Source organism: Leisingera daeponensis DSM 23529 (assembly GCF_000473145.1).
In the GTDB taxonomy this organism is placed as follows: Bacteria; Pseudomonadota; Alphaproteobacteria; order Rhodobacterales; family Rhodobacteraceae; genus Leisingera; species Leisingera daeponensis.
Window position 1 is genome coordinate 71821 of record NZ_KI421503.1, and the last position, 25858, is coordinate 97678.

Here is a 25858-nt window from a genome sequence, read left to right on the forward strand (position 1 = left end):
GCCGCACTCGACCAGCTTGCCGCGCGGGGAGCGGCCGAGGACGCGGTGCGTGGGCGCCATCGGGTTCGCGCTCGCGACGGGTTCGACCGTGATGTCGAGATCAAAAGTCAGGGTCGAGATGGAGCCGATGCCCTTGGCGGTTTCGATGTCGGCGCTGGTGAATTTGATGCAGTTCGTGGTCATTGCTCTTCTCCTTGTTTGCGTTGCAATGGTGGTCACCTTGCAGCTGGCCAAGGCCCGGCCACACCGAAGGCGAAGCGCAGCGGAGAGGGGCAGGAGCCGTTCTTTTTGCTCCGCGCGGAATGACCCGCAGGGGCAGGGGAAAAAGATCGGCGACAACCTTTGTGGACGGGACGACAGCTGCGACCAGCATGTCATGCAACTCAGACACCCGGAGAAGTGCAGTGGCCATGAAGGAAGGTGGTGAACAGCCGACAGCCGAGAATGCAGAAGCGATCCTTGCACAGTCACACCTGATCTTTCGATACACACCACGACCCGTCGCAACGCAACACCGGCCCGTGTTCAGTTCCTCGGTCGAGTCACCCAGGGGCCTCAAGCAGAAAGTGATCTGACAGGCTGGAGAAGATGAAATGCCAGGGCGAGGACACGCGTATCTGTCCCCGAAGGCTTCAATCCCGGCCGCGTTGCGAACTTCGAGGATGTCCCGTATGGCATCGCGAAACTGAGCAACGACGCATGCGACTCGGAAGATCAGGCAAAAGCTCGGGCCTGCTCAAATTCTGTTGCGTCTCGTCACATGTGAAGGGGATAAGCTGTTGGATGGCGCAACACCGAATGTGGTCACCGAGGATGGCCTGCGCAATCTGCTCTCAGATGGCTACCTCATTGAGGTGATCTGCAACCAGACCGCCGAGAAGCGCCACAACAGTTGGTATGGCTCCTGGGTCGTGCACGCGGTGACGAAGGATGGCAAGGATGCGAAGATGCTTGTCACGAGCCGTAGCGTCTTCAAATTGCGCAAGTTTAAGACGATCGTCGGATTGGTCAGTTTCCTGGCCGACATGGGCTGCCTTTCGGCGAACATCCCGCTGATCGCTGGACGACGTGAGCGCCATGAGGCTTTAGGAAGTCCCGCTACAGCGACCAGCTTGAAACACTCATCCACACACTCAGCAGTCTGACAGACCAAATCACGCAGAACTGTGAAATCATTGAGCGAACCGCACAGGGCGCTCAGACTGATGTCATGGTAGAACCGGGGCCTAAGCCCCGATCCTCTTGATGCGAATCCCGAGCTTGCGGGCCTTGTCGACGATGTTTTCGGTGATGCCCGAACCGGGGGTGGCGATCAGACCCTGCGGCATCGTCTCGAGCATCTTGTCGTTGCGCTTGAAGGGAGCGGCCTTGCCGTGGCTTTTCCAGTCGGGCTTGAAGACCACCTGGGTGACACCACGGGTATCTGCCCAACGGGCGGCGATCATCTCGGCACCCTTGGGCGTACCGCCATGCAAGAGCACCATGTCAGGGTATTTCGCATGGGTGGCATCGAGCACGGACCAGATCAGGTCGTAGGCCTGATAGTCCCCGCCCGAGAAGGCGATCCGCGTGCCTTCGGGGCAGTGCACTTCGGTCTCCTTGCGCCGCTTGGCCGAAAGATAGGCACGGCTGTCCACCACGGCGGAAGTGAGACCGCGATGCGAGACCTTCGATCCCGTGCGGGGCAGCCAGGGCGAGCCGGTGGTGGCCGAGAAATGCTCCACGGCCAGATCGCGCATCTGCTCGAAAGCGTCACGATGGTCCCAGAGCTTCAGCCCAATCATTTGGAGGCGCTCGAGTTCGACCGAGGAGACCTCGGAACCGTCCTGGTTGGCCAGACTTTCCCGAACCTCGAATTCGTTGTCGTCGAGGAGCTTCTGGATATGGGTGAGCCGGCGATGGAAGATCGAGGTGAGGGACCAGAGCATCTCTTCGAGATTGTCTTCCAACTGGCTGCCGGTGAGGAGGCCGATGGTGGTGTCAAAGAGCGTCGCTATGGCGAGCTCGACCTCGTCGGGCTGGGGCAGGGGGCGATGATCGGTCTCGCCGGGCCCGGGCGTTGCGCCGTGAAGTGCGAGGTGGTCGAGGATGGCGGAGGTCACGCCGGTCTCCTCTTGGATGTCTGTCTGATGGGGCATGGTCTGGTTCCTCTGTTTGATCTGACCCGATTTGGATGGGGCGATACCAGGACCGGCGGCGACCGGGCCGCATCCGTCAGGATCGGAGCAAAGCGGAGAATGCGCCGCGGGCCGGAAAATTGGTCCCGCGAGGAATGGCCCGAAGGGGCAGGGGAATTTTCCGGGTAGCGGCGCATTGCTGCCCGGGCGAGGGGCGCTCAGCCCCGACCCGCCGGTCCATCGCTCCCCTTATCCAAACGGGATCAGATCTAACCGGCGGAACCTTTGCTCTGTCAGGCATCCGAGAGGAGGTTGGCTGTCACTCGTCCTCGACCTTCAGACCTTGCTCTTTCATGGCCTTGAGCAGGGACCGGCGCAGCGCATCTCTGCCAAATGCCCACAGATCGTCGTTGAAATCGTCCAACTGCGGTACAAGATCACCACCAGCAATTCCAAGCGATTCCAGATGGTTACGCAATCTCATGGATGCGTTCCGTCCAACTTCGTCATTGTCCCGCGCTATCCAGATACGCTTGATCCCCGGCGGCGGGATGAAGAGACCGAGATGGGTGGCGGTGAGACAGGAGGCGAGGTCGAACTCAGGGAGGGCAATGCCGACCGAAAGGGTATTCTCGAGACCTTCGCCGACGATGAGGTCGGAGCGGCCCGTACCGGACCAGAAACGGATGGCATGGCCGTGCAGCTGCCCCAGGATCCGTTTCGGGCTCTCGATCGCGGCCAAACCGCCGGTCGACGGGTCCAGATATGTGCGCGCACAGCCGGTGATCTGACCCCGATTGTCGGTGATCTTCGCGAGCAGGGCAGGGGCCTTTTGCGGCGGAGCGTTCTCATCCTCGCCTTGCCGCAGAAAGACCCGGGGGTGATAGCGGAGGGCCGGGCCGAGCCGTGTGATCCCGCGCCTCTGCAGATAGGTGGCGGCCAATGTGCCGAGCACCGGCTTGCCGGCGGCAAAGAGCTTCCGCGCCCGCGCGATGCGTTTTTCGGAGGCAGCATCCGGGCGCTCAGCCTTTCGGGCCGCGTGCGGGACGGCGGGGCAGGGCGATTCACCGAGGAAGGACCGGGCCTCCCTCAGCGTTTCCTTAAGCGTGACCGACCCGAGCCGTTCATGCAGCAGATCGATCAGATCGCCATATTGCCCCGTCGCGAAATCTTGCCAGGATCCGGCTTTACGACCACCCTGCGCTTGCAGCCGGATGGCGAGGCTCTGCCCCTTGGCACCAGAGGTATCGCCGACCTGCCAATAGTTGCCCTGCTTGCGTCCGTCGGGGAAATACTGGCGGCAGAAACTCTCGACCCGGTTCGCAAGATCGGCCGAGAGGTCTGCGATGCTGCGCTGCGCGCTCATGCCGCCGTATCCGCTGCGCTGGCACCAACAGGATGCACCGCGAGAACCCGCGCCAGCACCTCGATGCCATCCACCGGGATGAACACCCGCGTCTTCCATTGGATCACCTCGGTGAAACAGCCCATGGCCTTCAGAGAGGGCAGGGCCGCGCTTGACCCCCCAATGAGTTCGAGCCTCGGCTGTCCCATGACCAGCGACCGCCGCAGCTGGTAGCCCCCGAGCAGGCTGAGGGTCGTCTTCGCCTCCATCACTGCGCTGAGCACTTCCTGCGGCGTCATCTCGATCTGGCAATCGAGCCCGAGCCGCGCGTAGACATTGAGAAGCTGCTCCTGGCTGACCAGACGCCCAATAGCGCGTTCCCCATCTTCAGTCTGCAAGCGATAGATGCGCATGTTCTCAGCGGGCAGCCGGTCCCAGATTGGCAGAAGAAGCCCGCAGATCAGGGTGATTTTCGAGATGGTGAACTCTGGCACCGCCTCGACCTCGGCCTGCCAGAGCTGTTCGAACATCGCATCGTCGACCTCTTCCCAGTGCGATTTCGAAAACTCGGTGGCGGCGAGGATTTCGGTTGTCATCGGTCGCAGGAGCTTCACCCGCAGGATCGGCACGCCGTCCTCATCCATGAAGGCCGGCGCCTTCACCATCAGCGCCGCGCGTTTGGAAGTCTTGTTCCAGCACAGCGTCGCACCCTTCGTATCGGAGCAAATAGTCTTGACGCGGGGCAGGGTGAGCGGGTCGTTGCGATCGGTCCGCTCAACGGTCAGGGCGGTCGCCGTCGCCCCCGTCGCCTCATGCTCGAAGATGACCTTGCGGTCGACAATGTCGAATTTCTCGGCGCGCAGGGTCTCTAGCCCGACGTCCAGCGTGCCCGCCTGGCGCGCATCTTCAATGATGGCCGAGAGGAACCCGCCGAAAGCCTCAAAAATCGCGTCCTGCATGTCGATGCGGAGAGCGAGGCAACGGTTCAGGAACTGCTGTATCGGCGGCAGGTTTTCCTTCATCGTGCCATCCGCCTCATCGAGCGTCAGCCCGGTCATCTCCTGGAACTTCGCGTAAGAACAGGCGTCGATCTTGCCCGCGCGCAGCTTGTAGAAGAACTGCCGCAGCGCCGCGCGCGCGTAGGGGCTCTCAAGGTTGTCCTCGGCGCGAAACATGTTCTGCCCGCCGGTCTCGCGTTGCCCCTTGGTAATGGCACCAAGCGTGTCGAGGCGGCGCGCGATGGTAGAGAGAAACCGCTTCTCACCTTTCACATTGGTCGCGACGGGGCGGAAGAGCGGCGGCTGCGCTTGGTTGGTGCGGTTGGTGCGCCCCAGCCCCTGGATCGCATTGTCGGCCTTCCAACCGGGCTCAAGCAGGTAATGCACCCGGAGGCGCTGGTTCTTGGCCCCCAGATCGGCGTGGTAGCTGCGCCCGGTGCCCCCGGCATCGGAAAAAATCAGGATGCGCTTGGCATCATCCAAGAAGGCCTGGGTTTCGCCGAGGTTGGAGGAGGCGGGGCGGTTCTCGACCTTAAGCCGCCCTTCGCGCGTCTTCACGATGCGCCGCTTGCGTCCGGTGACCTCGGCGACCGCATCCCCGCCGAAATGCCAGAGGATCTGGTCGAGCGCGCCCTGCACCGGGGCGAGGGCCCCAAGATGCTCGACAAGATCATCCCGTCGCCGCTCCGCCTCACGGCAGATAATCGGATTGCCGTCGCCATCGAGGGCAGGGCGGGAGCGCAGATCGCCATTCTCGTCGGTGTAGGGCTCGAAGAGCTGCGTCGGGAAGCTGTGCATCAGGTAGTCCATGATGTTCTCCCTGGGCGTAAAATCGACCTGCAGGTCGTCCCAGTCCGAAGGCGGGATATCCTCGAGGCGGCGTTCCATGACCGCCTCGCTGGTCGACACCACCTGAATGACTGCCGAATGACTCGCCGTCAGATCCGCCTCGATGGCGCGGATCAGCGAGGGGCATTTCATGGCGGTGATGAGATGATTAAAGAAGCGCTGCTTGTTGCTCTCGAAAGCCGAACGCGCGGCAGACTTCGCTTGGGGGTTCAGCGTGCCCGTCTCAGACGAAATGCCTGAGGCCTGAAGGGCGGCCTCAAGGTTGTTGTGGATGATCTGGTAGGCATCGGCGTAGCTGTCATAGATCGCGACCTGAGCGGGGGTCAGCTCATGCACCAGCATCTCGTATTCGACCCCGGCATAAGAGAGGGACCGCGCGAGATAGAGCCCGAGCGCCTTCAGGTCGCGCGAGATCATCTCCATGGCGGCAATGCCCCCAGCCTCCATCGCGGCGACAAATTCTGCCCGCGTCACGAAGGGGAAATCGCCAGTGCCCCAAAGGCCAAGTCGCGAAGCATAGGCGAGATTGCCGACAACCGTCGCGCCGGTGGCCGAGACGTAGAGCACGCGGGCGTCGGGCATGGCGTTCTGCAGCGCGAGGCCAGCGAGGCCCTGTTGGGACGCCTTCTTGTCGCCGCGGTCGGACTTTTCGCCGGCAGCATTCGCCATGGCGTGGCTTTCGTCGAAGGCGATGACACCGTCGAACCCTTCGCCGAGCCAGGACGTCACCTGATCGAGGCGGGAGGCTTTGCCCTCGCGTTCAGCCGACCGCAGGGTGGCATAGGTGACGAAGAGGATGCCTTCGGGCAGCCTGATGTCGCCGCCCTGACGGAACTTCGAGAGCGGCACGATATCGCTTTCGCGCCCCCCGAGCGCCATCCAGTCGCGCCGGGCATCCTCGATGAGCTTGTCGCTCTTCGAGACCCAGACCGCCCGGCGTCGTCCCTGCAGCCAGTTATCCAAGATAATGCCCGCGACCTGCCGCCCCTTGCCGCAGCCTGTGCCATCGCCGAGGAACCAGCCCTTGCGCAGGCGAAAGGCCCCCTCATCACCCTCGGCCGCCGCCATCAGCTGGCCCTCGATCTCGCCGCGCTTGAACCAGCCTTTGAGATGCATCTCATGCGCATTGCCCGCGTAGATGACGCTTTCGATCTGCGGCGCGGAAAGATGCCCGTCCGCGACGAGGGTCTTCGGCAGGACGGGACGATAAGTCGGCACGGGCGGCGGGACCGAGGCCATGGCGGCGGATTGGACAAGTGCGGTCGGGTGCAACGCTGCGCCGTCGATCCGGATCGCCTGCAGGTCATAGGCCTCGTAAACCGCGTCCTGCAGCGTGCCCTCGGGTTCACTCCAGGCTTTCGGCAGGTAGTCGAGCGGGACCGTCTGGATGTCGCCGAACGGATGCCTCGCACGTTCCTCGGCGAGCGCACGGGTTTCCTTGCGGGCGGCATTGCGCAGGGCATGCAGGTTCGTACGCGTCGGGCTGGACGGAACCGACAACGCCGAACTAGTAGGGCAGGGCGGGGGGCTGCGGCGCTCCGGGCAGTTAGTCAGAACAGACGCGAGGAGATCGGCCGTGGTCGCGCAGATCGGATGATAGGCGGCCTCGATGTCGTCCGGAGCTTTCTCTTGTTCGCCGACCGTGCGCTTGTCGATCACGGTCAGCCGCGTGTCGATCGTGGTGCCATGTCGCGCGAAGACCTTGCCATCGATGGCGGCAGAAAACACCACATCGGCACTCTGGCCAATCCGCTGGAATGTCGACTGGAAGGATTTCGTCGAGGGTCGGAAGCTTTCGCCAGTGATGACGACAAGACGCCCACCCGGTGCAAGGCGCGCCAGGGCGGAAAGCACATGTTGGCTGGTTGCCTGCCGGAACCGGCCCTCGACATGGTTGGCCGCAGAAAACGGCGGGTTCATCACGATGACCGAGGGCATGATCGAGCGATCAAGCCGGTCGTCGATCGAGGCGGCATCGTGATCCGAGACGACGGCACCGGGGAACAGGTTTTCCAGCAAGGCGCGGCGATTTTCCGCAAGCTCATTCAGCGCCAGCGGAGCACCTGCAATTTGTACAAAGATCGCCAGCATGCCGGTGCCCGCAGAGGGCTCCAGCACCAGATCTTCGGCCCGAAACCCTGCCGCCTGCGCAACGATGGCTGCGAGCGGCAAAGGCGTTGAGAATTGTTGCAGACGGACGCTGTCCTCAGAGCGCCGCGTGTGGGACGGCGCTAGACCGGCGAGACGCTCGATCATGTAAAGAAAGGCCTGCGGCGAGGGTGCCTGGCGCTGCATCAGCGCGCCGTAGCGCGAAAGCATCAGGATCTGGGCGGTCTCGGCGGCCTCATAGGCGTCCTTCCAGACCCAGGCGCCACTCGTGTCGCTGACGCCGAAGGCCTCTTCCATGGCGGCGCGAAGGGCGGCGGCGTCGATGGACCTGCCTGCCTCGAACAGGGGGACGAGGGTTCTCGCAACCTGCATAAGGTGTTGGGCGAAACCCGAGGCCTCGCGTCGGGCAGGGGCTTCGGGCTCGGTTGCAAGCTGGACGGAATGGGGGTGAGCGTTCATCGGCAATCTCCGGGGTTGAGGGTTGGCCCCAAGCCCCGCGCGCACTCTCTCACCCGGGAGGGGTCACCCCTCCCGTCCTGTCTTTTGCTCTTTCATGGCAGAGCCCCGCTGCGTGTTTGTCCGATGTCAGGCCGGACGCAGATGTTGCGGCACGTCCATGGATTGATGCAGGACCCGGATCACGAATATCCTGTCCCGACCCACCTCGTAGAAAACCAGGTGCCGACCCGTGATCAATTTGCGTGCGCCCTGCAGAAGATCAGAGCAGTCAGACCCCATTTGAGGATTGGCGATCAGCCCCTGCAAGGCACGATCGATGTCGTCGAGATAGCGGTCTGCCTGCGCCGCGCCCCACTGTCGGTATGTCTCGGCCCAGATGTCGACGAGATCGGATCTTGCGGCCTGGGAGAGATGGATGTCACGCATCAGGAGCGCCGGAGCGGCTCCGCGCCTCGCGCTTGATCTCATCCATATCGAGCGGACCCGCGTAGCCGGATTGCTTGCCCTCCATCAACGCAACGCGAAGCCGCGCCCGCTGACCTTCCTGCTCTTCCATCAGACGCAAGGAAGCGCGGATCAACTCGCTAGTCGAGCCGTATCGGCCTTCTTTCAGCATCAGGGCGATAAATTCATCCCAATGGGGGCCGAGTGTCACGCTTGTGCTTGCCATTCTCATCTCCGGAATACGCATGAATAAGATATATGAGTATTGCGGGCATTTCAACTCGGGGCTGGGCTTGCGCCCTGCTCGGCGGCGGCGGGCCAGTGTGCCTCTCGCAAGTTCATTTGGTCTACAAATGCTCGTGCCTCGGACAGGCAGTCCAACTCATAGTGCCCTAAAAAACCCCAGCAGGCATCGATCTCCTCGCCGTCCTGCTCGATGACATAGCCATAGACCCGGCCGCCGAGATAGGCATCGTAGCTGACGATTTCGCCGCGCAGGATGTCTTCAGCCTTCTCGCGCAGCGCCTTGGTGACGCGTTTCACACCGAACTCTTTCCGAACCGCCTCGAGCGTCACATAGACGTAACCGACCTGACCGGAATCCCACGGGCAATGGAACCCGATCGTGTTCATTGCGAGGCCGGAATGGTCGTAGAGAAACACGGGCAGCAGGACGGACTTGCGTTCGGCGCGGTCCCGCAGCTGGTCCATCGAAAGGTCGCTCTGCGCTGAGATGCCCGAGAGATCGCGCAAGAACGCCTCGGGGCTGTCGAAGGAGTGGCTGTCACCCAGGCGGTATCGGCGGTGCCAACAAATCAGCGTGCCGAGGTTGGACCACTCCCGCGGGCTCTCAGCGTCGGGGTCGTGGTAGATCTTGATGGTGTGGCCGCGGTGGGCCTCCTCATAGACAGGGTCGTGCATATCGATGTCCTTTCTTGAAACGAAATTGACCCGCCCGGCCGGTAGTGGCTCGAGCGGGTCGATCAGAGTGCTTTCCGAGGGGCGTTGGCGTCATTGCCCCCATGGATCAGGCGGCGGCGCGGTTCTCGCGATGCTGGACGTGCTCGACCGAGACCTTCAGCAGCCAATCCTCGAAGCCGAGAATGGTCTGGTGATTGGAGACCGCCGCGACCCAAGCCGCGCGCGGATCGCTGCCGATCTGCGTCGGATCATTGTCGATCCGGCCATTGGCCATCCACGGTTCCGGCTGAATGCGCCCGAGCCAGTCCGCCAGCGACGGGATGCGCCCCTGGCAATCCTCGCGCACATGCTGCTCGCCGATCCAGCGGATCGGGACGACCCGGCCCGCGCTGTTGATCAGGCTGTGGCCGAAAATTCGTTGAGCATCATAGACCCCGGCCGTATGATGACGATAGGCTCTGTGAACGAAGAGGGCCAGGTGCTCTTTGGATGCATCGAACCAATCATGCACATGTTGGTAATCATCCGGAACACCGCCAAACTTACGGGCCGAGCTTTCGGCGTGATGGAGAGGATGGGCCATGTCAGAGCCCCTCGTGTTCGGTGGTGTTGGTCTCGACATAGCGGTTCGAGTGGCTGACATCGATCTTATCGACCTCGAGCACCCAGGTCAGTTCGCCATAGCCGCCTTCGTTGTTCTCGAAGCCGGGGCTTAGTGCGTAGGCAAAATCCCAGCCGAAGTCTTCGACCCGGCGTCGCAACTCCTCCGTCAGGGTGATCGCATCAGGCGTCACCACGACATCCTCAACGTTGCCGGAATCTCCGTAGCCTTCGTATTGCACCTCGATGCTGGTCACGCCGAGAGCGCGCAGCTCGGAGAGAAGCGCCGCACGGGTCTCGGCCCGCTGCTCGGCAGCACGTCTCTGGGATTCGAGCTTCTGCGCGTAGAAATCAGTCGCTTGTGTCATGTCTTTGGTCCTTTGGAATTGAAGGAAGGGGAGGGCGCCCGCTCAGCCAGGCCGCCCGGGAGTTTCCTTTGGGGGGGCTTCAGGCCGCAGCGTCACCGCGGTTTTAAGCCGTCCGGTCAACCAGGTTGAAATAGAGGTTCTCAGTCGCGCGCTTGAACCCCGGAGGTTTGCGCGGGGCGAGACAACGCACTGAAGCGCTACAGCTTTCGCCGTGCTCCATTGCGAACTGCGTCACCTTGTCGATCAGGTCATCCATGCCAGCGGCCTGGATGCGCTTTTCGGGGTAGCTCCCCAGCATTTGGAACTGGGTAACAACGAAGGCGCCGTCACGATGCGCGGGATAGAGGGTGATCTGGTAGTCGAGTGTCTTGGCCATCTCTGGTCTCCTGCAGCAGGCCGGACGCGATCATCGCACCCCTTGGAACCCGCCAGCCCGAAAGGACCGCCCTTTGTGCAAGGGCGGTCCAGGGCGGCGATTGGGGGTGGAGGGCGTCAGTATTCCGACGGCAGAAGCAGGGTCAGGACGCGGCGCGTTTGCGCGGGATCGGAGGGCTCAGGCGAGCCATATTGGTAGTCGACGTCGTACAAATCGACCTTGAACCAGACGGTTGTGCCATCGAGGTCGATGACGCCCATCTCGTGCCAACCCTGCGGGTCGCTGTCGGCATCGAACCCGTCAAACGCGGCAACACGGCGGGTTAGCTCCAGTTGGGCGTCGGGCCCAAGCGCCGCGACGCCGCGTGTCATCACGAACTGGCCCTGCGGGGCATCGGCGACAGGGGTCGTGCCGAGGATCGAGCGGCGAAACGCATCGTTTTGCGCGGCGATCAGCGCGGCTTCCCGAACGGGATCGAGATCGAGTGTGGTGGTCATGGGATATCTCCAGGACGGGCCAGCCGATCCGATATCGGCTGTAGGCAACCCGTCAGCCGGAAAGGGCCGCCCTCGATGTGAGGACGGCCCAAGGCTCAGGTCAGGTTCAGATCGGTGTTTGCTGCGTCAGGCCGCATCCCCGCTGAGGAAGGCGGGCAAGGACGATGGTTCATCGCTCTCCGCCTCGGCCAGAGGATCTGCCGCGGGCACGTCGCCTTCCTCGGCCTCGGGCGCATCGCCAGTCATTTTGGCGTCAGCCTCCGTCGCACCGGCAAAGACCATCCCGTCAGGCAGCCAGCGCGTCGTCTTTGCAACCGTCGCGGCGTTGAACCCTTCCGTCTCGCCCGCCGTTTCCGCGAAAGCCCGTTCCATCGCGGCCGCGATATCGCCCTTGCGCTCGCGATTACGATCTTCGGCGTAGTCGTCGCCGATCAGCTTGCGCGCAGTGGCCACCGCATGCCCCTTGTTGACCCGACCCCAGTAGTTCTGCGCGGTCGGGCGCCAGCAGGCCGCCACATCGACATCGAGCCGCGCGCCAATCTCCTCGATGATCGGGGAGGGGCGATTGTCGGAGGAGAGCTGCGGTTTGACCGCCAGACCCGTCGCCCAGGCGAAAAGCGCCTGCTTGTCGGCAATAGGCAGCACCGACATGGCCCGGAAGTCCTCGGGTTTCTCCAGCTTCATCCAGTCGGTGGCGAGGTCCTGCTCCAGCGCCTCGAGCATCTTCTGGGCGACGGTGTCCACATGCAGAACCTCGCGGTTCTGCGCCTGGAAGGGCCGGATCGAGATATCGAGCGCCTCATTGTTGTAGGACCGCCCCATAGCCTCCTCGCAGAGCGCGTAGAGCATCGCGTCGAACGCCACCTCGAAATCCGCCGCCAGATGCGCCCGCAGGATGTGCTGACGCGTGGCACGCAGATCATCAGCAAGGCTCGCCGAAATTCCATCGGCTTTGCGCAACGTCGCGGCCGGGTCGGAGCTCGGCACCGGCGTGGAGGAGGTCGGCGGCGTCACGTGTGGGCGGGCAGGGGAGGGGGCGCCATCCGCATCTGCGGTGGTCTCGTCAGGTTCCGGCGCAGCGGGAATATCCTCCGGTCGCACGAGTCCTTTCTCGACGCGCAACGCCCCGTCATGACCGATGGTCAGAACGACGCCAGCGATAGCGCGGTCTTCGTCTGCGTAAGGTTGCCGCTCGCGCTGCAAGGCCTCGATCTCGCGCAGGCGCGGCTCGATGGCGTAGTATTCCTCGGTTTCGGCGTCGGTCCAATCCTCACCGTCATTCTGCGCCGCCAGTTCTTCCTCGCGCGCAATCAGACGCTCTTCCTCGGCGAGCAGGTCCGGATCGGGGTCGATATCCTGTGGATAGACCCGCCCGAAACTGCGAAACGCGCCGTAGTCCACCGAGAGATGCACTTCGACCCATTTCCACGCCGCCTCGAAGGGTTTGGCCGCAGCCTGAAGTTTCTCAATGGCGAGGCGCTCGAGGAGTTCGGGGTTTTCCATATGGGCACTCGCACGGTCGTCGAAGAGATCGCGTAGCAGAATACCGCCCGCCACCTCATAGGCCTCGATGCCAACAAAGCGCCCGAGGGCCGAGTTCGCCGAATGCGCCGTCTCGGTCAGCTGGCGTTTGATGCTCTGTGGATGGATGTGATAGCCGCCCTTCACTGCGTTCCAGACCGCAAGCTGGCGATCATGGTCGTCGGTCAACGTGAAGGCCATGACGCATTCGAGGGTCAGATCACCGGCACGGAACTGCTCGATGATTTCCGGCGCGACACGGGCAAGCTTAAGCCGGCGGCGCACCAGGTCGACCGAGACGCCGAACTTCAGGGCGATCTCGTCTTCACTGCGCCCCTCGCCGATCATCGCCTCAAAGGCCTCGAACTGGTCGGCCGGGTGCATCGCCGCGCGCTGGAGGTTTTCCGTGGCGGAGGTGAGGACAGCATTGCGCTCATCTTCGACGAGGCAGGGCACCGGGTGATCAACGGGAATGACGCCGTCCTGTGCGAGCTGCTTCAGCACCTTGAGGCGGCGGCCGCCAGCATCGACCGCAAAACGTGTCTCAGACAGAGCATGAACCACCAGGTTCTGCTTGATGCCTGTCTCACGAATGCTGGCAAGGAGCTCGGCGTCATCGCTGGCGCTTGCCGCAACCTTGCGCACGTTGAGCGGGCTCGGCTCCAACTGGTCGAGTGAGATCATCCGGACGCCGGCGGCGCCGTCGGGCGTTGCCGGTCCGGTGCCTTCGGTCTTTTTCTTGGTGGCGGGTTTCGATCGGGTCGTGGTCTTGGCCATGATCAGGGTCCTTGTCATGCCGGACCCGGAAGAGCCTCTCTCTATCCTTTCAAGCCCGGCACCCGGGCTTCCCTTTCTCTGGCTCTTTACAAATGCGGATCACGTGAACAATCGACCGTTTGTAAATGAATGCAAGGGCGCGCTCTGTGGCGCTGTTCATCAGAAAGCCCTTGGTTTCCATACGCAGAGCGCGATCAGGGAGGTCTCGCGGACCATCGCGCGCGCGTGCTATGTAAGGTGTACAAACGCACTCTGATAAAACCCTTGGGTAAAGCTCAAAATAACTGTATTTTGCGCATATGAGGCCTGGAACCCCCGCATTGTATGATGAATCCGACGCGCTCGGCATTTATGCTGAGGAGGTCGAACAGGCGTCTGAGGACGACCTGTGGTTTCTGCCCGGTCCGATGGACGACGAGCCGGACTATTTGCCGCCGGGACCACGGGCCGAACCGCGTGAAACCGAGGTCCTCGACGAATGGCGGAAGGCAGAGGGCGGGCAGGCCGCGCGTCTTGCCCGTGTGGCCGGTCGCGTCGGCGCGCTGGACGACCGGTTGAAGCGCGGACCGGAAGGATGGCGGCATCGGCTTGCGCTGATGGAGGCCGCAGATTTGAGCTGGCACACCGGTGACCGCATCAGCCAAGACCGGCTGGCGCTCTGGATCTCGCTGCGCCTGTCCGGTGTCCAGGACGACACGGCGGCGCTGGCGCGAGTCGGATGGGCGATTCGGCGACTGACGGGTGGACCGGGACCGGAGCAGGACCTTTCCGCCTTCCTCGACCGTCGCGACCCCGAGAACATCAGTGATGAGACCGAGCCGTTCGTGGATCGCGCGAGCGGTTGGCTGGATCTGATGGGGCAGGCCACGGACCTGCACCCGATCACTCGCGCTTGCGCGGGCTTTCACCTCTGGCGCCTCGCGGGGCTCGGGCAGCACGACGACCGTATGGAAGCGGCTGTCGCAGCTGCGCGGATCGCGGCCAGCGATGGAAGAGGCGCAGTCTTCACGCCTCTGGCCATGGGCGGGGCAGGGGGACTACGAGCCGGTGGTTCACCGTTCGAACGTCTGGAACGCTGGCTATACGGGATGGAAGCCGCGTGCCTGACCGCGGTGCGGCACCTTGACGATATCGAGGCATGGTCGGCGCGGGCGGAAGCCGAAATGACATTGCTCTCGGGCAGGACGCCGCCGGCCTTGCGCGCAGTGCTGACCGAATGGCCGCTCGTCTCTGCGCCAATGGCCCAGGCCCTGACGAGTGCCAGTCGCGCCGCTGTTCAGCGCAACCTTGCATGGATGCAAGAGCGGGGTCTGATCCGCGAGGTGACAGGACAGGGGCGGTTCAGGATGTGGAAGGCGACAAACTGAAGGTTAGCGTGGGTCTCACCCGCTCACTCGACAGCAGCGATAACCGCGAGCACGCGGCAGGGCGCGCAGAAACTCACCAACACTTAATGCATTTGTTGCACTTATTTCATATATGGTGGTAGAGAACAGAAACCGGAGAGGAGACCACCATGAACATGCTGGCACACCGACATCTTCCGCCCACGCCGCAGGACGCAGCGATTGCGCGCGTCTCTGGCCAGGCATTGTCACGCTTCGCCCAGGCGCGCGCGCCGTTGAAACTTCGTGTGACGGACTCCGAGCAGATGGAGCCGATCGAGCTTCCTGCGGGCGCCGTATCGCTGCTCATGGAGATCCTCGAGGCGATGGCAGCGGGGCGGGGGGTCACCATCATCCCCGAGAACGCCGAACTCTCGACCGTACAGGCCGCTGAGGTTCTGAACGTCTCGCGTCCGTTCCTGATCAAGCTGCTCGAGGATGGTGCCATACCGCATCGGAAGGTCGGCAAGCATCGCCGCGTCCGCATGGAAGACGTGATGTCCTACAAGGCCGCGATCGATACCGAGCGTGAAGCTGCGCTCGATCAACTGGCCGCCGACGCTCAAGAGCAGGACATGGGCTACCGCTCGAAATGAGCCAGTACACGGTCCTGTTCGATGCGAACGTCCTTTATCCCGCGCCGATGCGCGATGCACTGATGCAGTTGGCGGTCACAGACCTTTTCAAGGCCAAGTGGACGGCCGATATCCATCGGGAGTGGATTGATGCGCTTCTGCGCAATGAACCTCATCGGGAGCGCGCCGCGCTGGAACGAACTCGCGACTTGATGGACAGGGCCACACGCGACTGTCTGGTCACCGGCTACGAGGCATTGGTGCCGGCCCTAACACTGCCGGACCCTGACGATCGGCACGTTCTGGCGGCGGCAATCGTTGGGCGCTGTGACGCGATCGTCACGCAGAACCTGAAGGACTTCCCACCAGCGGCACTTGCGCCCTTTGGCATCGAGACCCAACACCCTGACGACTTTTTCCGGAACCAACTGTCTCTCGCGCCCGGTCTGGTCTGTTCCGCGCTGCGGAAAGTTCGCGCGCGCCTCAAGAATCCGCTCAAAAGCGTCGACGAGTATCTCGCGATCCTGACACAGCAGGGGTTGGTCGCCACGGTTGCCGACCTGGAGCAATTCGCCGACCTGCTTTGATCCCAGAACTGCCCTGACTGAATACGTTCTGGCCAGAGTTGTGGCACCCGATCCATCATCACCGCGAGATTTCGCCCGCCAGGACTGCACGCCCGTGGACTGCAAGCGTAGCAGTGAACCTCGGGCAACCGAACTGCCGGATCACGGCGACAATGCGCGCATCGTACGCCGCTTGCCCTATGACGCGACACAGGTCTGACGCGTGAAACTGGCGGTTCGAGCTTGGCGCAGCCTTGATCTGTTCGTGCAGCTCGCGCTCTCGTGGCTCTTGAACCGGCTGTGGTGCGGGGAGAGCCGGTGGGCGCGTCGCTTCTCCAAGCGAGGTGCGCCACCGGCGCATGAAGCCGAGCAGGAAACCGGCCGGAACCTTGCTGTTCCCACGGGCCCGGTTGAAGGCAAGGAAGCGTTCCCAGATCACTTGCGTATCGACGTTCCAGCAGGGTAGGGCGCTCTTCGCGGCCTTGATCAGCTCGGCCCAGCATGTTCGGAACACGTTCGAGCAACCGTCAATGTTGATCTGTCCTGTGAATATAGTTTTGTTAGATTCTTCTCTAGATAGTGATGTGTCGTCTCCGTCTGACACGAGATCGTGGGTCTGTTCGCCGTCGTCAAAGGCCGCGAAGCGGAAGAGCCAGGGGGCGAACTTGCCGTTCGACTTCTCGCGCTCAAGCTTCAGTTCAGAAGTTTCAAGCTCACTCAGCAGAACGCTCAGGTACTGGCGCGAGACGCCCATCTTCGCTGCCAGAGAGGACAGGGTGAAGGCAGCCGTGCCGCGGGGCAGGCCGTTATACCCGTCCTTCCACGCAATTCCGTCGAGGATGAGCGTGGCCAGTTTGTGCGCCGAAACAGAGAGGTCTGTCTGCGTGATCCGCCTTAGGATCAGGCCAGTCGTTGGTTCCATGGTCGTATCTCCTGAGAGAGACGATGCCATGTCGAGAGCAAACAACATTCTTGCCAGCAAAAACACTTTGCTGGTTGCAGGGGTTCGGACACTGCGCTAGAAGAACCGTGTTCAGGGGTTTTTTTCTAGCGCGGCGTCAGGCTTCTCGGTCTGGCGTCGTTTCCCTTTTTTTGGGTGATGCACTGGGCGTTGTTGCAGAACTCAGTCGGTGAAGGATTCACATCGGGAATCCATGCGGTTAGACGATCTGCATGAGCAAGCCCAAGCCCGCCCGCTACCGCACGACGAACTGGTCCAGCTACAACGATGCGCTCAGGAAGCGCGGATCGCTGCTGATCTGGCTGGACAAGGAGATGACCTGGCACGCGCCGCATGAGGGACGCCCAGGGCGCCCGCCGGTCTTTTCGAATGCCGCGATCCAGTTTTGCCTGTCGCTCAAGGTTCTGTTCAAGCTACCGCTCAGGCAGACAGCCGGAATGGTCGCGAGCCTCCTGCGCCTGGCAGGGCTAGACTGGCCCGTTCCGGACTACTCGACGCTGTGCCGCAGACAGAAGACCCTCAAGGTGCAGATCCCCTATCGCCGTGCCGAAGGGCCGCTGAATCTTCTGGTGGACAGCACCGGCATCAAGTTTCTTGGCGACGGCGAATGGCAGGCCCGCAAGCATGGCGTTCAGGGCCGCCGCCAATGGCGCAAGGTGCATCTGGCGATGGATATCGCCACCTCGGATATCCGGGCCGTCGAGTTCACCCCTAGCCGGGAAGGCGACAGCCCAGTCCTGCCGGACCTGTTGGGCCAGATCCCCGAGGACGAGGACATCGGCACCGTGACCGCGGATGGTGCCTACGATACCCGCCGCTGCCACGGCGCCGTCATCGCACGCGGTGGCACGGCAATCATACCGACCCGAAGGAACGGTCGAGCTTGGAAAGAGGACTGCCCGGCTGCCAAGGCGCGCAACGAAACCCTGCGCGCCACGCGTCACTACGGTCGGGCATTCTGGAAGCGGTGGACCGGATACCACGCCCGTAGCCGAGTGGAGGCCAAGATGCGATGCCTGAAGGCCTTCGGTGAGCGCATCGCCGCGCGGGATCCAGATCGCCAAACCGCCGAAATCCACATCCGGGTCGCCCTTGTCAATCGCTTCAACGCGCTCGGCACCGCCCACGTCGTCCGCGTGGCATGAAACTGAATGGGAAAGGGGCACTCACAACTCAGGCCGACTTTCTGCAACAACGCCCATCGCGCCCCATGTTCAAGGTGGAGCGCTGGTGAATTGAGGGCAGAAACTGAAGACGACGGCCGCATCGCCCTCATTCAATCGGACATCTGGATCGGCTTTCCCCGAGCGGAGCAAGTGCTGGACCGGCTGCATGGTCTGATTGAGATGTCGCGGCAGACCCGCATGCCTGGCCTTCTGGTGCATGGGGCGTCCGGCATCGGCAAAACAATGATCGCCCGCAACCTGTCGCGACGCTATGCGCCGGAGTATGATCCGGAGTCGGGCGTCACCCACACCCCGTTACTTCTGTTGCAGGCGCCACCCGCTCCTGATGAGCGGCGGTTCTATATGCACATCCTCGCAGCCGTCGGAGCCCCGTCGTCGACGCTGAGCCTGAAGGCGCAGAGTGTTGCCTCGCTGGAAGTTCGGGTCGTGGGCCTTTTGCGCGACCTCGGGCTGCGGATGATCATGATCGACGAAGTCCACAACCTTCTTGCGGGCACGCATAGGGAACAGCGCCGGTTCCTCAATGTCTTGAGGTATCTCAGCAACGAGCTGGAGGCATCTTTGGTCTGCTACGGTGTCAGCGAAGCCGTCGATGCCATTCGCGGCGATGTCCAACTGGCCCGTCGGCTTGATGAACACCACCTGCCGAATTGGCGCGATGATGCCGAGTTTTCGGATATGATCCAGACATTGATCGCGGCCATGCCGCTGGAGAAGAAATCCAATCTGCAAGTGCGGTCGCTCAAGCAGATCCTCGCATTAACTGGCGGGGTGACGTCCCGCATCTTTGCCTTGGTCAAGGATCTGTCCATCGACGCGATCATCAGCGGTGACGAGTGCGTCACTGATGATGCCATCGCAAAATGGACACCGGTCTGGTCGCGCCATGCAAACGCTCAGCGACGGCTCGAGAAATCTGGGGCGTGACGTGTATCCCGCTGCCGATATCGGTGACGCCAGTGCCGGACGAGTTGCTTTCTGGTTGGTTATCGCGACTGGCCGCTTCCAATCATTGCGAGGTAGCAGACCTGCTCGCCCATATCGGGATCGACGCAAAATATGCTGCAGCCCTTGATTTTGATCTCGACATGCTGGCCGCGGATAGGATTTCCGTTGCGGCGCGCTTCGATCCAGCGTTCGTGTCGTCGATGACTTTCGCGGCGATGCCGGAAGCAGAGATGCGGTTGACCGCACAGGTGCCGTTCCAGGCTTGCACAAGCTGCGCTGATGGCGGCCTTGAGCTCAGGCACTGGCGTAGGGCCTGGGCGTTCGACTGCCAGATTTGTGGTGCCCGGCTTCTTCCAAAGGCCGACAGGCAAAATGGCGCAGCGGTCTCCGAAAAGCTGGTTGATCGTGCCCGCCGGGGGGCACGGATCCTGGAGCGTGTCGCGGTGTCGGGCAGCGCGCGTCAACTACGCCGAGCCATGCGGGCGGTCACCTTCGCGATGGGACTCAAAGCTTTATGTGGAGACCCTTTCTTCGCGCTTCAAAGCCCCCGCCCGAACATAAGGCTCTTCTGCCTTGCCGCCATTGCCTCCGCCCAATCACGTCCACTGGTAAAGGCTGCGTTGTGCAGCATGGACATCGACGTCTACGCACGAGTTGCCCTGCTTCGCGCCTACGATAAGGAGCCCCGACTGCTTGCAACCGTCGACCAGATTGCTCAGCGGATGCGACTACGCGTCGGCGGTTCAGCCACCTCATCTCAAATTTAAGGGCAAGAAAGGCCGGAAAACGCGCCGTGTCTCGGATTTAAGGGCAAGGCGACACCCACTTCCGAGAGAACCAGGAACGGTTGCCTGACCATGCTGCGGCTGCCATCCATGCGTTGATCTGCCAAGCGGAGGCGATTGCCGATCAGGCTGAGGCCCTGGAGAAACGGATCCTCGAGTGGCACCGGACGCACGAGACGAGCCGGCGACTGGCGACCATTCCCGGTATCGGACCGATCACCGCCAGCGCAATTGCTGCAAATGTTCCGGATCCGAGCCTGTTCCGCTCGGCACGACAGTTCGCGGCCTGGCTAGGCCTGACGCCACGGGCGAACTCAAGCAGTGGCAAGGATCGACAGACCGGGATCAGCAAGCAGGGTGATGGATATATCCGGCGACTGCTCGTTTCCGGCGCGACTGCGGTGCTTCGCTTTGCAAGGCAGGGCGATGCCGGCAAGGCTTGGATGCTTGGGCTTAAAGCACGCAAGCGACCGAAAGTCGTTGCGGTCGCGCTCGCCAACAAGACTGCCCGGATCGCTTGGGCGCTCCTGCGCCGCAACGAGATCTACGCGGCCCCTGTCTCCTGAGCGCGGAACCGCTGACGGAATGCGTGAAGCTGAGAAGAGATGACAAACCGGTCGAACCGGGGATCGGGACACCCCAGGGGGTCAAGGCGCAGAAAGCGCGCAATTTTGATTGGGACCCGATCCGCGGACTTCATCTGGGCCAGCGGCTAGACCGCACCACAAAGGCCGTAGACATGACTGCTTTCGGCATAGGCGCGTCAATTCCCAGCTTGCGCAGCAGGGGTCGTCCAGACATGGGAACACTTGCCCTCGCCAGAGATGCCCACTGCGCGTTGGCGACGGTCCACCAATGACTTGCGCCACCGGACCTGTGGGGGAACCGGCGCAGCGCCAGTTCCCCATCGGCTCATTCTGCCGGAACCCAGGGCCGGTTATAGGCTGCCACGCGCCAATCACCGTGTTCGATGAACCGGGGGGCGCTCCCGGTTTCCAGCGCCTCGGCTGCGGCGTTCAGCGCCTCGGGCGATGTCTCGGGCCAGGCGCCCGTTTCGATCCGTTCGACCAGGGTCTCGACGATGGCCGTGCTTTCGGCAGCCGTGAACTCGCAATGGCCCGTGCCCTGGACCAGCGACTGCCGATACAGATCGCCGGTACCCTGCTCCTGCACCAGCGCGCCGTAGCCTTCCATCAGCGTGTAGGGAATGGCCCAGTCGCCCAGCATGTGGATGCGGATCGCCGGAACCTGCAGATCGCCGGTCGTCGTGCGCCCGTCTGCGGCCCAGAAATCGCGCGCATAATCCGAGGCCGCGATGCGGGGGGCGGCGTCGATCCTGGCAATGTCGGCCTGAAGGTCCAAACCGGCCTGTTCGTAGAGCGCCTCAACCGTCCGCGCCATCGCGGGTGCGGCATTCTGGTAGAAGGCGGCATAGTCGACCCCCTCGTTCCCGGAAAGTTGCTGCCCCGATGCGGCGTTTTCGAACAGAAGCCGCGAGGACCCGCCAACATTACCGCCGATGCGCAGCGCCGAGGCCACGATCATGTCGGCCATGGCGCCGGCATCCGCGGTGTCGGGTAGTTCGGTCCCCTCGACCATCCACGGCGACCACTGTCCGATGGCGAAGGCAAGCGCCAGCCGCGCGCGGCCCTCCGGGCTTTCGCCCGCCGTTTCGATGGCGGCCATCCAGGACGCACGGATCGCGTCAAGGCTGCGCTCGCCACCCGCTCCGGCATTGGGCAGGCCGACGATGGCGAGATCGCTGGCCGGACCGTGCCCAGCGGCCTCATAGCTTTCGCCCAGCAGGGTCTGCATGGCGAACCAGCCATCCAGGAAACTGCTCATGATCCAGACCGGCGTATGGGCGGCAAGCACGGCGGCACCGTCGATCCTGTCCGGGTAATCCTCGGCCGAAGCGAGGCTGTCGAGCCCTCCGCCAGAACAGCCGTATTGCAGCACCATGTCAGGAGCGCGCTCCAGGTCCGTGAAAATGTCCTGAACAGCTTGTAGATTCAGGATTTCACGCTGCGGATCGTATTGCCACAGGCGCAGCGGGTGCCGGGCGAGCCCGGCGAAGGCATAGCCACGACCGAGCAGGTCGTCATACCGCTGGACCGCTGACGCGACCGAAACGTTGCTGGCGAAATCCAGATCCCTGAGTAGTCGACCATTCCAGTTCTCGGGCACGCGGATCAGCCATGCCGTCCCGTCCGGCAGGGTTCCCGCATGTTCGTTGAAGGCGGGCTGCTCCTGCGCCGACGCGAGCGGGGCGAAGCCCGCGGTCAGAGCGAGGCAAAGCACCACCATTCCGGTCCGCGAACGCGGGCCGACCAAATTGGCTGTCCGTGACATGAATTTCCTCCAGTTTGATGCAGCGATGAAATCCGGCTCCTCTTCCGGGGAACCATCGCCGGGAAAAACATAGATAGCTAATTATTAGTGTCAAGGGCTCTGATGCACAAATCGGCTTAAGGCCGAGGTTCCCCTTTCCCCGGACGGACTTATCCCACAGCTTCCGTGACGGGTATTCCGAGCGCGGTGTAGCCGTTCAGGACGGCGATGCGGACCTGGAGTTCGGCGACCTGTCGATCGAAGTCCCGTGCCATGAGCCGCTGGCCCAGCAACTTGATACAATGCATCTTTGTCTCGACGCGGCTTCGGCGGTGGTATCCACTCCATCGTCGCCAGAGCGCGCGGCCCAGGTATTTCGCCGCGCGCAGGGCCTCATTTCGCGCCACGGCTCCGGCGGTGATCGTCTTCCAGGGCTTCGCGTTCTTGCGGGGCGGGATGACGGCATGGGCACCGCGATCTGCAATCGCATCGTGGCATTTGCGCGTGTCGTAGGCGCCATCAGCCGTAACGCTACCGATTTCCTGGTCCTGCGGGATTTGGTCGAGAAGGTGGGTAGGATGGGCGCATCACCGATGTGGCTCCCGGTGACTTCGACGGCCCGGATCTCCAACGTTTCTTCATCGATCCCAAGGTGGAGCTTGCGCCAGACGCGCCGTTTCGGGCCGCCATGCTTGCGTGCGTGCCACTCGCCTTCACCTTCGACCTTGATCCCGGTGCTGTCGATCAGCAGGTGCAACGGCCCCTTGGAGCCGCGGTAGGGGATGTTCACGGCCAAGGTCTTCTGGCGGCGAGATAGCGTGCTGAAGTCGGGCACCGTCCAGTTCAGGCCGACCAGCCGTAGCAGGCTCTCGACGAACCCGGTCGTCTGCCGGAGCGCCATGCCGAACAGCACTTTCATCGAGAGGCACGTCTGGATAGCGGCATCGCTGTAGGTCTGCTGGCGGCCACGCCTGCCTGTCGGCGCGGCATCCCAGCTCATCTCGGGGTCAAACCAGATCGTCAGCGAGCCCCGGCGCTTGACTGCTTCATTGTAGGCTGGCCAGTTCCTGGTCTTGTAGGTCGGGGGTATGGGTCTGCTCATGCAGCCTGACTAACAGACTGGATTCGCAAGGTGAAACCTTCACAGCATTTGCGCAACATGTATAACCGCCCCTTGCGCAAGAGGGTTTCTGGATCAGTTTCGCGCGGTGTCGGGTGCTGACATGTATCCGGCCTCTGTTGCGGCCATCATCACGCCGCGGGCCCGTATGGTGTTCGCAGGTCGGGTCCAGATCAAAGCCGCGTGCTCGATGGCACTCTGTTGCGCTCTGGTTCTCCCGATCCCGTCTCACGACCGTGCGCCAAACGTCTCCTTGCCCTCTTCCGCTCCGACGTCCTCGCGACCAGTGACGGCTTACGCCGCAGCGGTCGGAGACTGGTAGGCGCCGCCTCGGGCCATCAGCGCCCAGACGATCCGCGCCATTTTGTTCGCCAGCGCGACCCGCACCAGCATCGGCGGCTTGCGCGTCAGCATCTCGCCAAGCCATGTGCCCGGCCGGGCAGCGGCATGAACATGCCTGTCGCGTAGCCCTTAATTGTGAGATGAGAAATCCAACGAAATCAACGGCCTTGCTTTGCCCTTAAATATGATATTTTGCCTTTAAATCGGGAGTGGACAGAACATGGGGGTCGTCGTCGGTGATCTGGCCTGTGCTAAGGTAAGCTCTTTGTATGGGGGGCTGCCATGGACGTACGGATTACAATCGAAACTACCTTCGACAACGGGGAGAAGCGCACTCATCAGCTTGACGGCATTTCTCGACCATACCGGGTGACCTGCCCAGACGGGATCGGGCTGCGCCTCGAGGATGGGAAAAGGATCCTCGAACAGATCCAGAGGGTAATCCTTTACGATCAGGTCGATGAGATCATTCGAGAAAGCCGCGTATGCCCGGATTGCGCCTCGGTTCGTGCCATTCATGACTATCGCACGCGCGATCTCGACACGCTCTTTGGGCGGGTTCGGGTCAAAGCCGCGCGCTTGCGCCGCTGTTCGTGTGATGCCAGGTCAGCGGCGATGCCCGGCGGACCTATTTCTCCGCTGGCCTATTTCTTTCCTGACCGGGCTACCCCGGAGCTGCAGCGGCTCCATGCGGAACTCGGGTCCCGGCATTCCTTTCGCGAAGCCGCGCGGCTGATGAAAAGCTTCCTCCCCTGCCATCCGCCCCATCACACCACGGTGCGTGACCGGTTGGGAAGAGTAGCCGCGGGGCTCGAGAAAAGTCGAAGGGCATCAGGCGATCCCGCTGAAGCACTTCCCAAAGGGGGTTTGACGGTTTTTCTGGACGGTGCGCATATCCGCTGTCGACCGGAGTATCAGCAGCGACACCTGGATCTTGTGGTCGGTAAGATTGAAAGTCGCAATATGTGCCGACGATTTGGCTTGGTCGCCAATGCGACGGCATCGCCAGGCAGCCGGATGCGAGAAGAGCTGTCAGACTTTGGATGGAAGCCGGGCCGTCTGTTGACGGTAATCTCTGATGGCGAGCTTGCTCTCCCGAACCTCATACGGAATGCCATGGGTGGCGACGGCCAGGTGAAGCATATCCTCGACTGGTGGCACATCTCGATGCGTATTCGACATGTCGAGGCCGCCGTTCAGGGTCTGGTCCAGATACCGGGATTCACTGGAATTCCGGTGCTGTTCCAGCGCCCCGCGAAAAGCCTTCGCTGGTGGCTGTGGCATGGCAGAGCACGGGTCGCGGAAACTTATCTGAAAGGGCTCATGCACGATTGCACCCGCCTTGCGGAAGAACCTTTGGCTGTCCGCACCGCTGCCGCTCGTGTGCAGGCCCGATGCGGGACACTGTACACCTATCTCGCGAACAACATGGAATCCCTTGTCGACTATGGCCGACGGTACCGTAACGGGCTGCCCATCTCGTCATCTCGTGCCGAAGGATCAGTCGATGACATTGCCAATGCCCGCATGGGAAAGCGCAGAAGGATGCGGTGGTCGCCCAAAGGGGCTCACCGAGTAGCCGTCACAAGGGCCGCAGTTCTCGATGGTCGGCTGACCGTCGCAAACAGAAAACGCGCCGCATGACCCCCATGTTCTGTCCACTCCCGCTTCGATATCCGCGCGCTTGAGGGCAATGCGGATTTCGGGGTGGCGGCTGTCTATCCCAATACCGACCCAAGCCCGATGAACAGCCGCCTCTTCGGCGAGGGCCGCGAGACGGTCGAGATGATGATCGTCGAGGTCGCCGGCGAGTTCGCAGGCGCCCCCGGCGTCGCCCGGGCCGGGCTCTCGGCCACCCAGTGGCGCTGCCTCTTCCAGGCCCTGATCAAGCAGGAGAGCCGCTTCAACGTCGCTGCCGAAAGCCCGGTCGGGGCCTATGGCCTCACCCAACTCATGCCCGGCACCGCTTCCGATCTCGGCGTCGACCGGTATGATGTGAAGGACAACCTCCGCGGCGGCGCGCGCTATATCACGACCCAGCTCAACCGTTTCGGCAATATCCCCCATGCGCTCGCGGCTTATAACGCGGGCCCTGGCCGGGTCATCGAATTTGGCGGCGTGCCGCCCTTCGCCGAGACCCAAGGCTACGTGCGCAACATCTCAAAGTTCTACAACGAATATCTGGCCGTGGTGGGGGGCGCCGACGCGCTTGGCACGCTCTCGCCCTCGGACTTTGCCCTCGCCGAATATGCCAGCATCTCCGAGGCGGGCGTTGTC

General features: G+C 62.6%; 21 protein-coding genes and 5 pseudogenes. 10 read left to right on the forward strand and 16 right to left on the reverse strand.

Annotated elements, in window-relative coordinates; genetic code table 11:
• Positions 1-183, reverse strand: a pseudogene (locus DAEP_RS0121745) (hypothetical protein); the annotation flags it as partial.
• A 596-nt stretch (positions 184-779) separates the two neighbouring features.
• On the opposite strand from DAEP_RS0121745, the gene DAEP_RS23185 reads away from it, so the two are divergent.
• A complete protein-coding gene (locus DAEP_RS23185) occupies positions 780-1145 on the forward strand; it encodes a hypothetical protein (RefSeq protein WP_232237211.1) in 366 nt (121 codons plus the stop codon).
• An 81-nt stretch (positions 1146-1226) separates the two neighbouring features.
• On the opposite strand, the gene DAEP_RS0121755 is transcribed toward DAEP_RS23185, so the two are convergent.
• The 11 genes from DAEP_RS0121755 to DAEP_RS0121805 all read right to left on the reverse strand — a co-directional run bounded on the left by DAEP_RS0121755 (position 1227) and on the right by DAEP_RS0121805 (position 13381).
• Positions 1227-2138, reverse strand: a complete 912-nt coding sequence (locus tag DAEP_RS0121755; RefSeq protein ID WP_027246187.1) for a DUF2493 domain-containing protein — start codon at positions 2136-2138, stop codon at positions 1227-1229.
• A gap of 298 nt (positions 2139-2436) precedes the next feature.
• Positions 2437-3483, reverse strand: coding sequence for a DUF7146 domain-containing protein (locus tag DAEP_RS0121760; RefSeq protein WP_027246188.1), 1047 nt, complete (start codon positions 3481-3483; stop codon positions 2437-2439).
• Positions 3480-7877: a strawberry notch-like NTP hydrolase domain-containing protein gene (locus tag DAEP_RS0121765; RefSeq protein ID WP_027246189.1), complete on the reverse strand. Its 4398-nt coding sequence runs from the start codon at positions 7875-7877 to the stop codon at positions 3480-3482. The genes DAEP_RS0121760 and DAEP_RS0121765 overlap by 4 nt, the downstream gene beginning before the upstream one ends.
• A gap of 126 nt (positions 7878-8003) precedes the next feature.
• Complete coding sequence (locus DAEP_RS0121770) at positions 8004-8303, reverse strand: type II toxin-antitoxin system RelE/ParE family toxin (protein WP_027246190.1); 300 nt, start codon at positions 8301-8303, stop codon at positions 8004-8006.
• Complete coding sequence (locus DAEP_RS0121775; RefSeq protein WP_245595147.1) at positions 8296-8568, reverse strand: type II toxin-antitoxin system ParD family antitoxin; 273 nt, start codon at positions 8566-8568, stop codon at positions 8296-8298. The genes DAEP_RS0121770 and DAEP_RS0121775 overlap by 8 nt, the downstream gene beginning before the upstream one ends.
• 29 nt (positions 8569-8597) lie before the next feature.
• Positions 8598-9242 carry a hypothetical protein gene (locus DAEP_RS0121780; protein WP_027246192.1) on the reverse strand — a complete coding sequence of 215 codons (645 nt, stop codon included), beginning with the start codon at positions 9240-9242 and terminating at the stop codon, positions 8598-8600.
• A 106-nt stretch (positions 9243-9348) separates the two neighbouring features.
• Entirely contained in the window at positions 9349-9825 is a 477-nt protein-coding gene (locus tag DAEP_RS0121785) for a DUF6915 family protein (RefSeq protein ID WP_027246193.1), read from the reverse strand.
• A gap of 1 nt (position 9826) precedes the next feature.
• On the reverse strand, positions 9827-10210 hold the full coding sequence (locus DAEP_RS0121790; RefSeq protein WP_027246194.1) for a DUF6878 family protein: 384 nt from the start codon (positions 10208-10210) through the stop codon (positions 9827-9829).
• 103 nt (positions 10211-10313) lie between these two features.
• Positions 10314-10586, reverse strand: coding sequence for a hypothetical protein (locus DAEP_RS0121795; protein ID WP_027246195.1), 273 nt, complete (start codon positions 10584-10586; stop codon positions 10314-10316).
• A gap of 116 nt (positions 10587-10702) precedes the next feature.
• Positions 10703-11083 carry a DUF3768 domain-containing protein gene (locus tag DAEP_RS0121800; protein ID WP_027246196.1) on the reverse strand — a complete coding sequence of 127 codons (381 nt, stop codon included), beginning with the start codon at positions 11081-11083 and terminating at the stop codon, positions 10703-10705.
• A gap of 126 nt (positions 11084-11209) precedes the next feature.
• Positions 11210-13381, reverse strand: coding sequence for a ParB/RepB/Spo0J family partition protein (locus tag DAEP_RS0121805; protein WP_027246197.1), 2172 nt, complete (start codon positions 13379-13381; stop codon positions 11210-11212).
• 299 nt (positions 13382-13680) lie between these two features.
• Between DAEP_RS0121805 and DAEP_RS0121810 the strand changes: the two genes are divergently transcribed.
• The 3 genes from DAEP_RS0121810 (at position 13681) to DAEP_RS0121820 (ending at position 15928) form a co-directional block, all read left to right on the forward strand.
• Positions 13681-14748, forward strand: a complete 1068-nt coding sequence (locus tag DAEP_RS0121810; RefSeq protein WP_007803223.1) for a helix-turn-helix domain-containing protein — start codon at positions 13681-13683, stop codon at positions 14746-14748.
• Positions 14749-14897: 149 nt separating this feature from the next.
• Complete coding sequence (locus DAEP_RS0121815) at positions 14898-15362, forward strand: excisionase family DNA-binding protein (RefSeq protein ID WP_007803221.1); 465 nt, start codon at positions 14898-14900, stop codon at positions 15360-15362.
• Positions 15359-15928 (forward strand): PIN domain-containing protein, encoded by a 570-nt coding sequence (locus DAEP_RS0121820; protein WP_007803220.1) that lies wholly within the window; start codon positions 15359-15361, stop codon positions 15926-15928. The genes DAEP_RS0121815 and DAEP_RS0121820 overlap by 4 nt, the downstream gene beginning before the upstream one ends.
• 58 nt (positions 15929-15986) lie before the next feature.
• On the opposite strand, the gene DAEP_RS0121825 is transcribed toward DAEP_RS0121820, so the two are convergent.
• Complete coding sequence (locus DAEP_RS0121825; protein ID WP_007803218.1) at positions 15987-16829, reverse strand: hypothetical protein; 843 nt, start codon at positions 16827-16829, stop codon at positions 15987-15989.
• A gap of 251 nt (positions 16830-17080) precedes the next feature.
• Here DAEP_RS0121825 and DAEP_RS0121830 point away from each other — a divergent pair, with 251 nt between their 5' ends.
• The 4 genes and pseudogenes from DAEP_RS0121830 to DAEP_RS23190 all read left to right on the forward strand — a co-directional run.
• On the forward strand, positions 17081-18013 hold the full coding sequence (locus tag DAEP_RS0121830) for an IS5-like element ISRhba5 family transposase (RefSeq protein WP_007803217.1): 933 nt from the start codon (positions 17081-17083) through the stop codon (positions 18011-18013).
• Between the two features lie 90 nt (positions 18014-18103).
• Complete coding sequence (locus DAEP_RS0121835) at positions 18104-18982, forward strand: TniB family NTP-binding protein (RefSeq protein WP_007803215.1); 879 nt, start codon at positions 18104-18106, stop codon at positions 18980-18982.
• Positions 18919-19770: a TniQ family protein gene (locus DAEP_RS0121840; protein WP_081731462.1), complete on the forward strand. Its 852-nt coding sequence runs from the start codon at positions 18919-18921 to the stop codon at positions 19768-19770. Before DAEP_RS0121835 ends, DAEP_RS0121840 begins: the two co-directional genes overlap by 64 nt.
• A gap of 59 nt (positions 19771-19829) precedes the next feature.
• Positions 19830-20354, forward strand: a pseudogene (locus tag DAEP_RS23190) (IS110 family RNA-guided transposase); the annotation flags it as partial.
• A gap of 346 nt (positions 20355-20700) precedes the next feature.
• Here DAEP_RS23190 and DAEP_RS0121850 read toward each other — a convergent pair.
• From DAEP_RS0121850 to DAEP_RS24125, 3 genes and pseudogenes are all read right to left on the reverse strand, one after another.
• Entirely contained in the window at positions 20701-22095 is a 1395-nt protein-coding gene (locus DAEP_RS0121850; RefSeq protein WP_007803209.1) for a membrane protein, read from the reverse strand.
• A gap of 194 nt (positions 22096-22289) precedes the next feature.
• A pseudogene (locus DAEP_RS0121855) lies at positions 22290-23143 on the reverse strand (IS5 family transposase).
• Positions 23144-23533: 390 nt separating this feature from the next.
• Positions 23534-23698, reverse strand: a pseudogene (locus DAEP_RS24125) (IS110 family transposase); the annotation flags it as partial.
• Between the two features lie 165 nt (positions 23699-23863).
• Between DAEP_RS24125 and DAEP_RS0121865 the strand changes: the two are divergent.
• Positions 23864-25225: an ISKra4 family transposase gene (locus DAEP_RS0121865; protein WP_027246198.1), complete on the forward strand. Its 1362-nt coding sequence runs from the start codon at positions 23864-23866 to the stop codon at positions 25223-25225.
• Between the two features lie 27 nt (positions 25226-25252).
• A pseudogene (locus DAEP_RS23200) lies at positions 25253-25855 on the forward strand (lytic transglycosylase domain-containing protein); the annotation flags it as partial.
• Positions 25856-25858 lie beyond the last annotated feature (3 nt).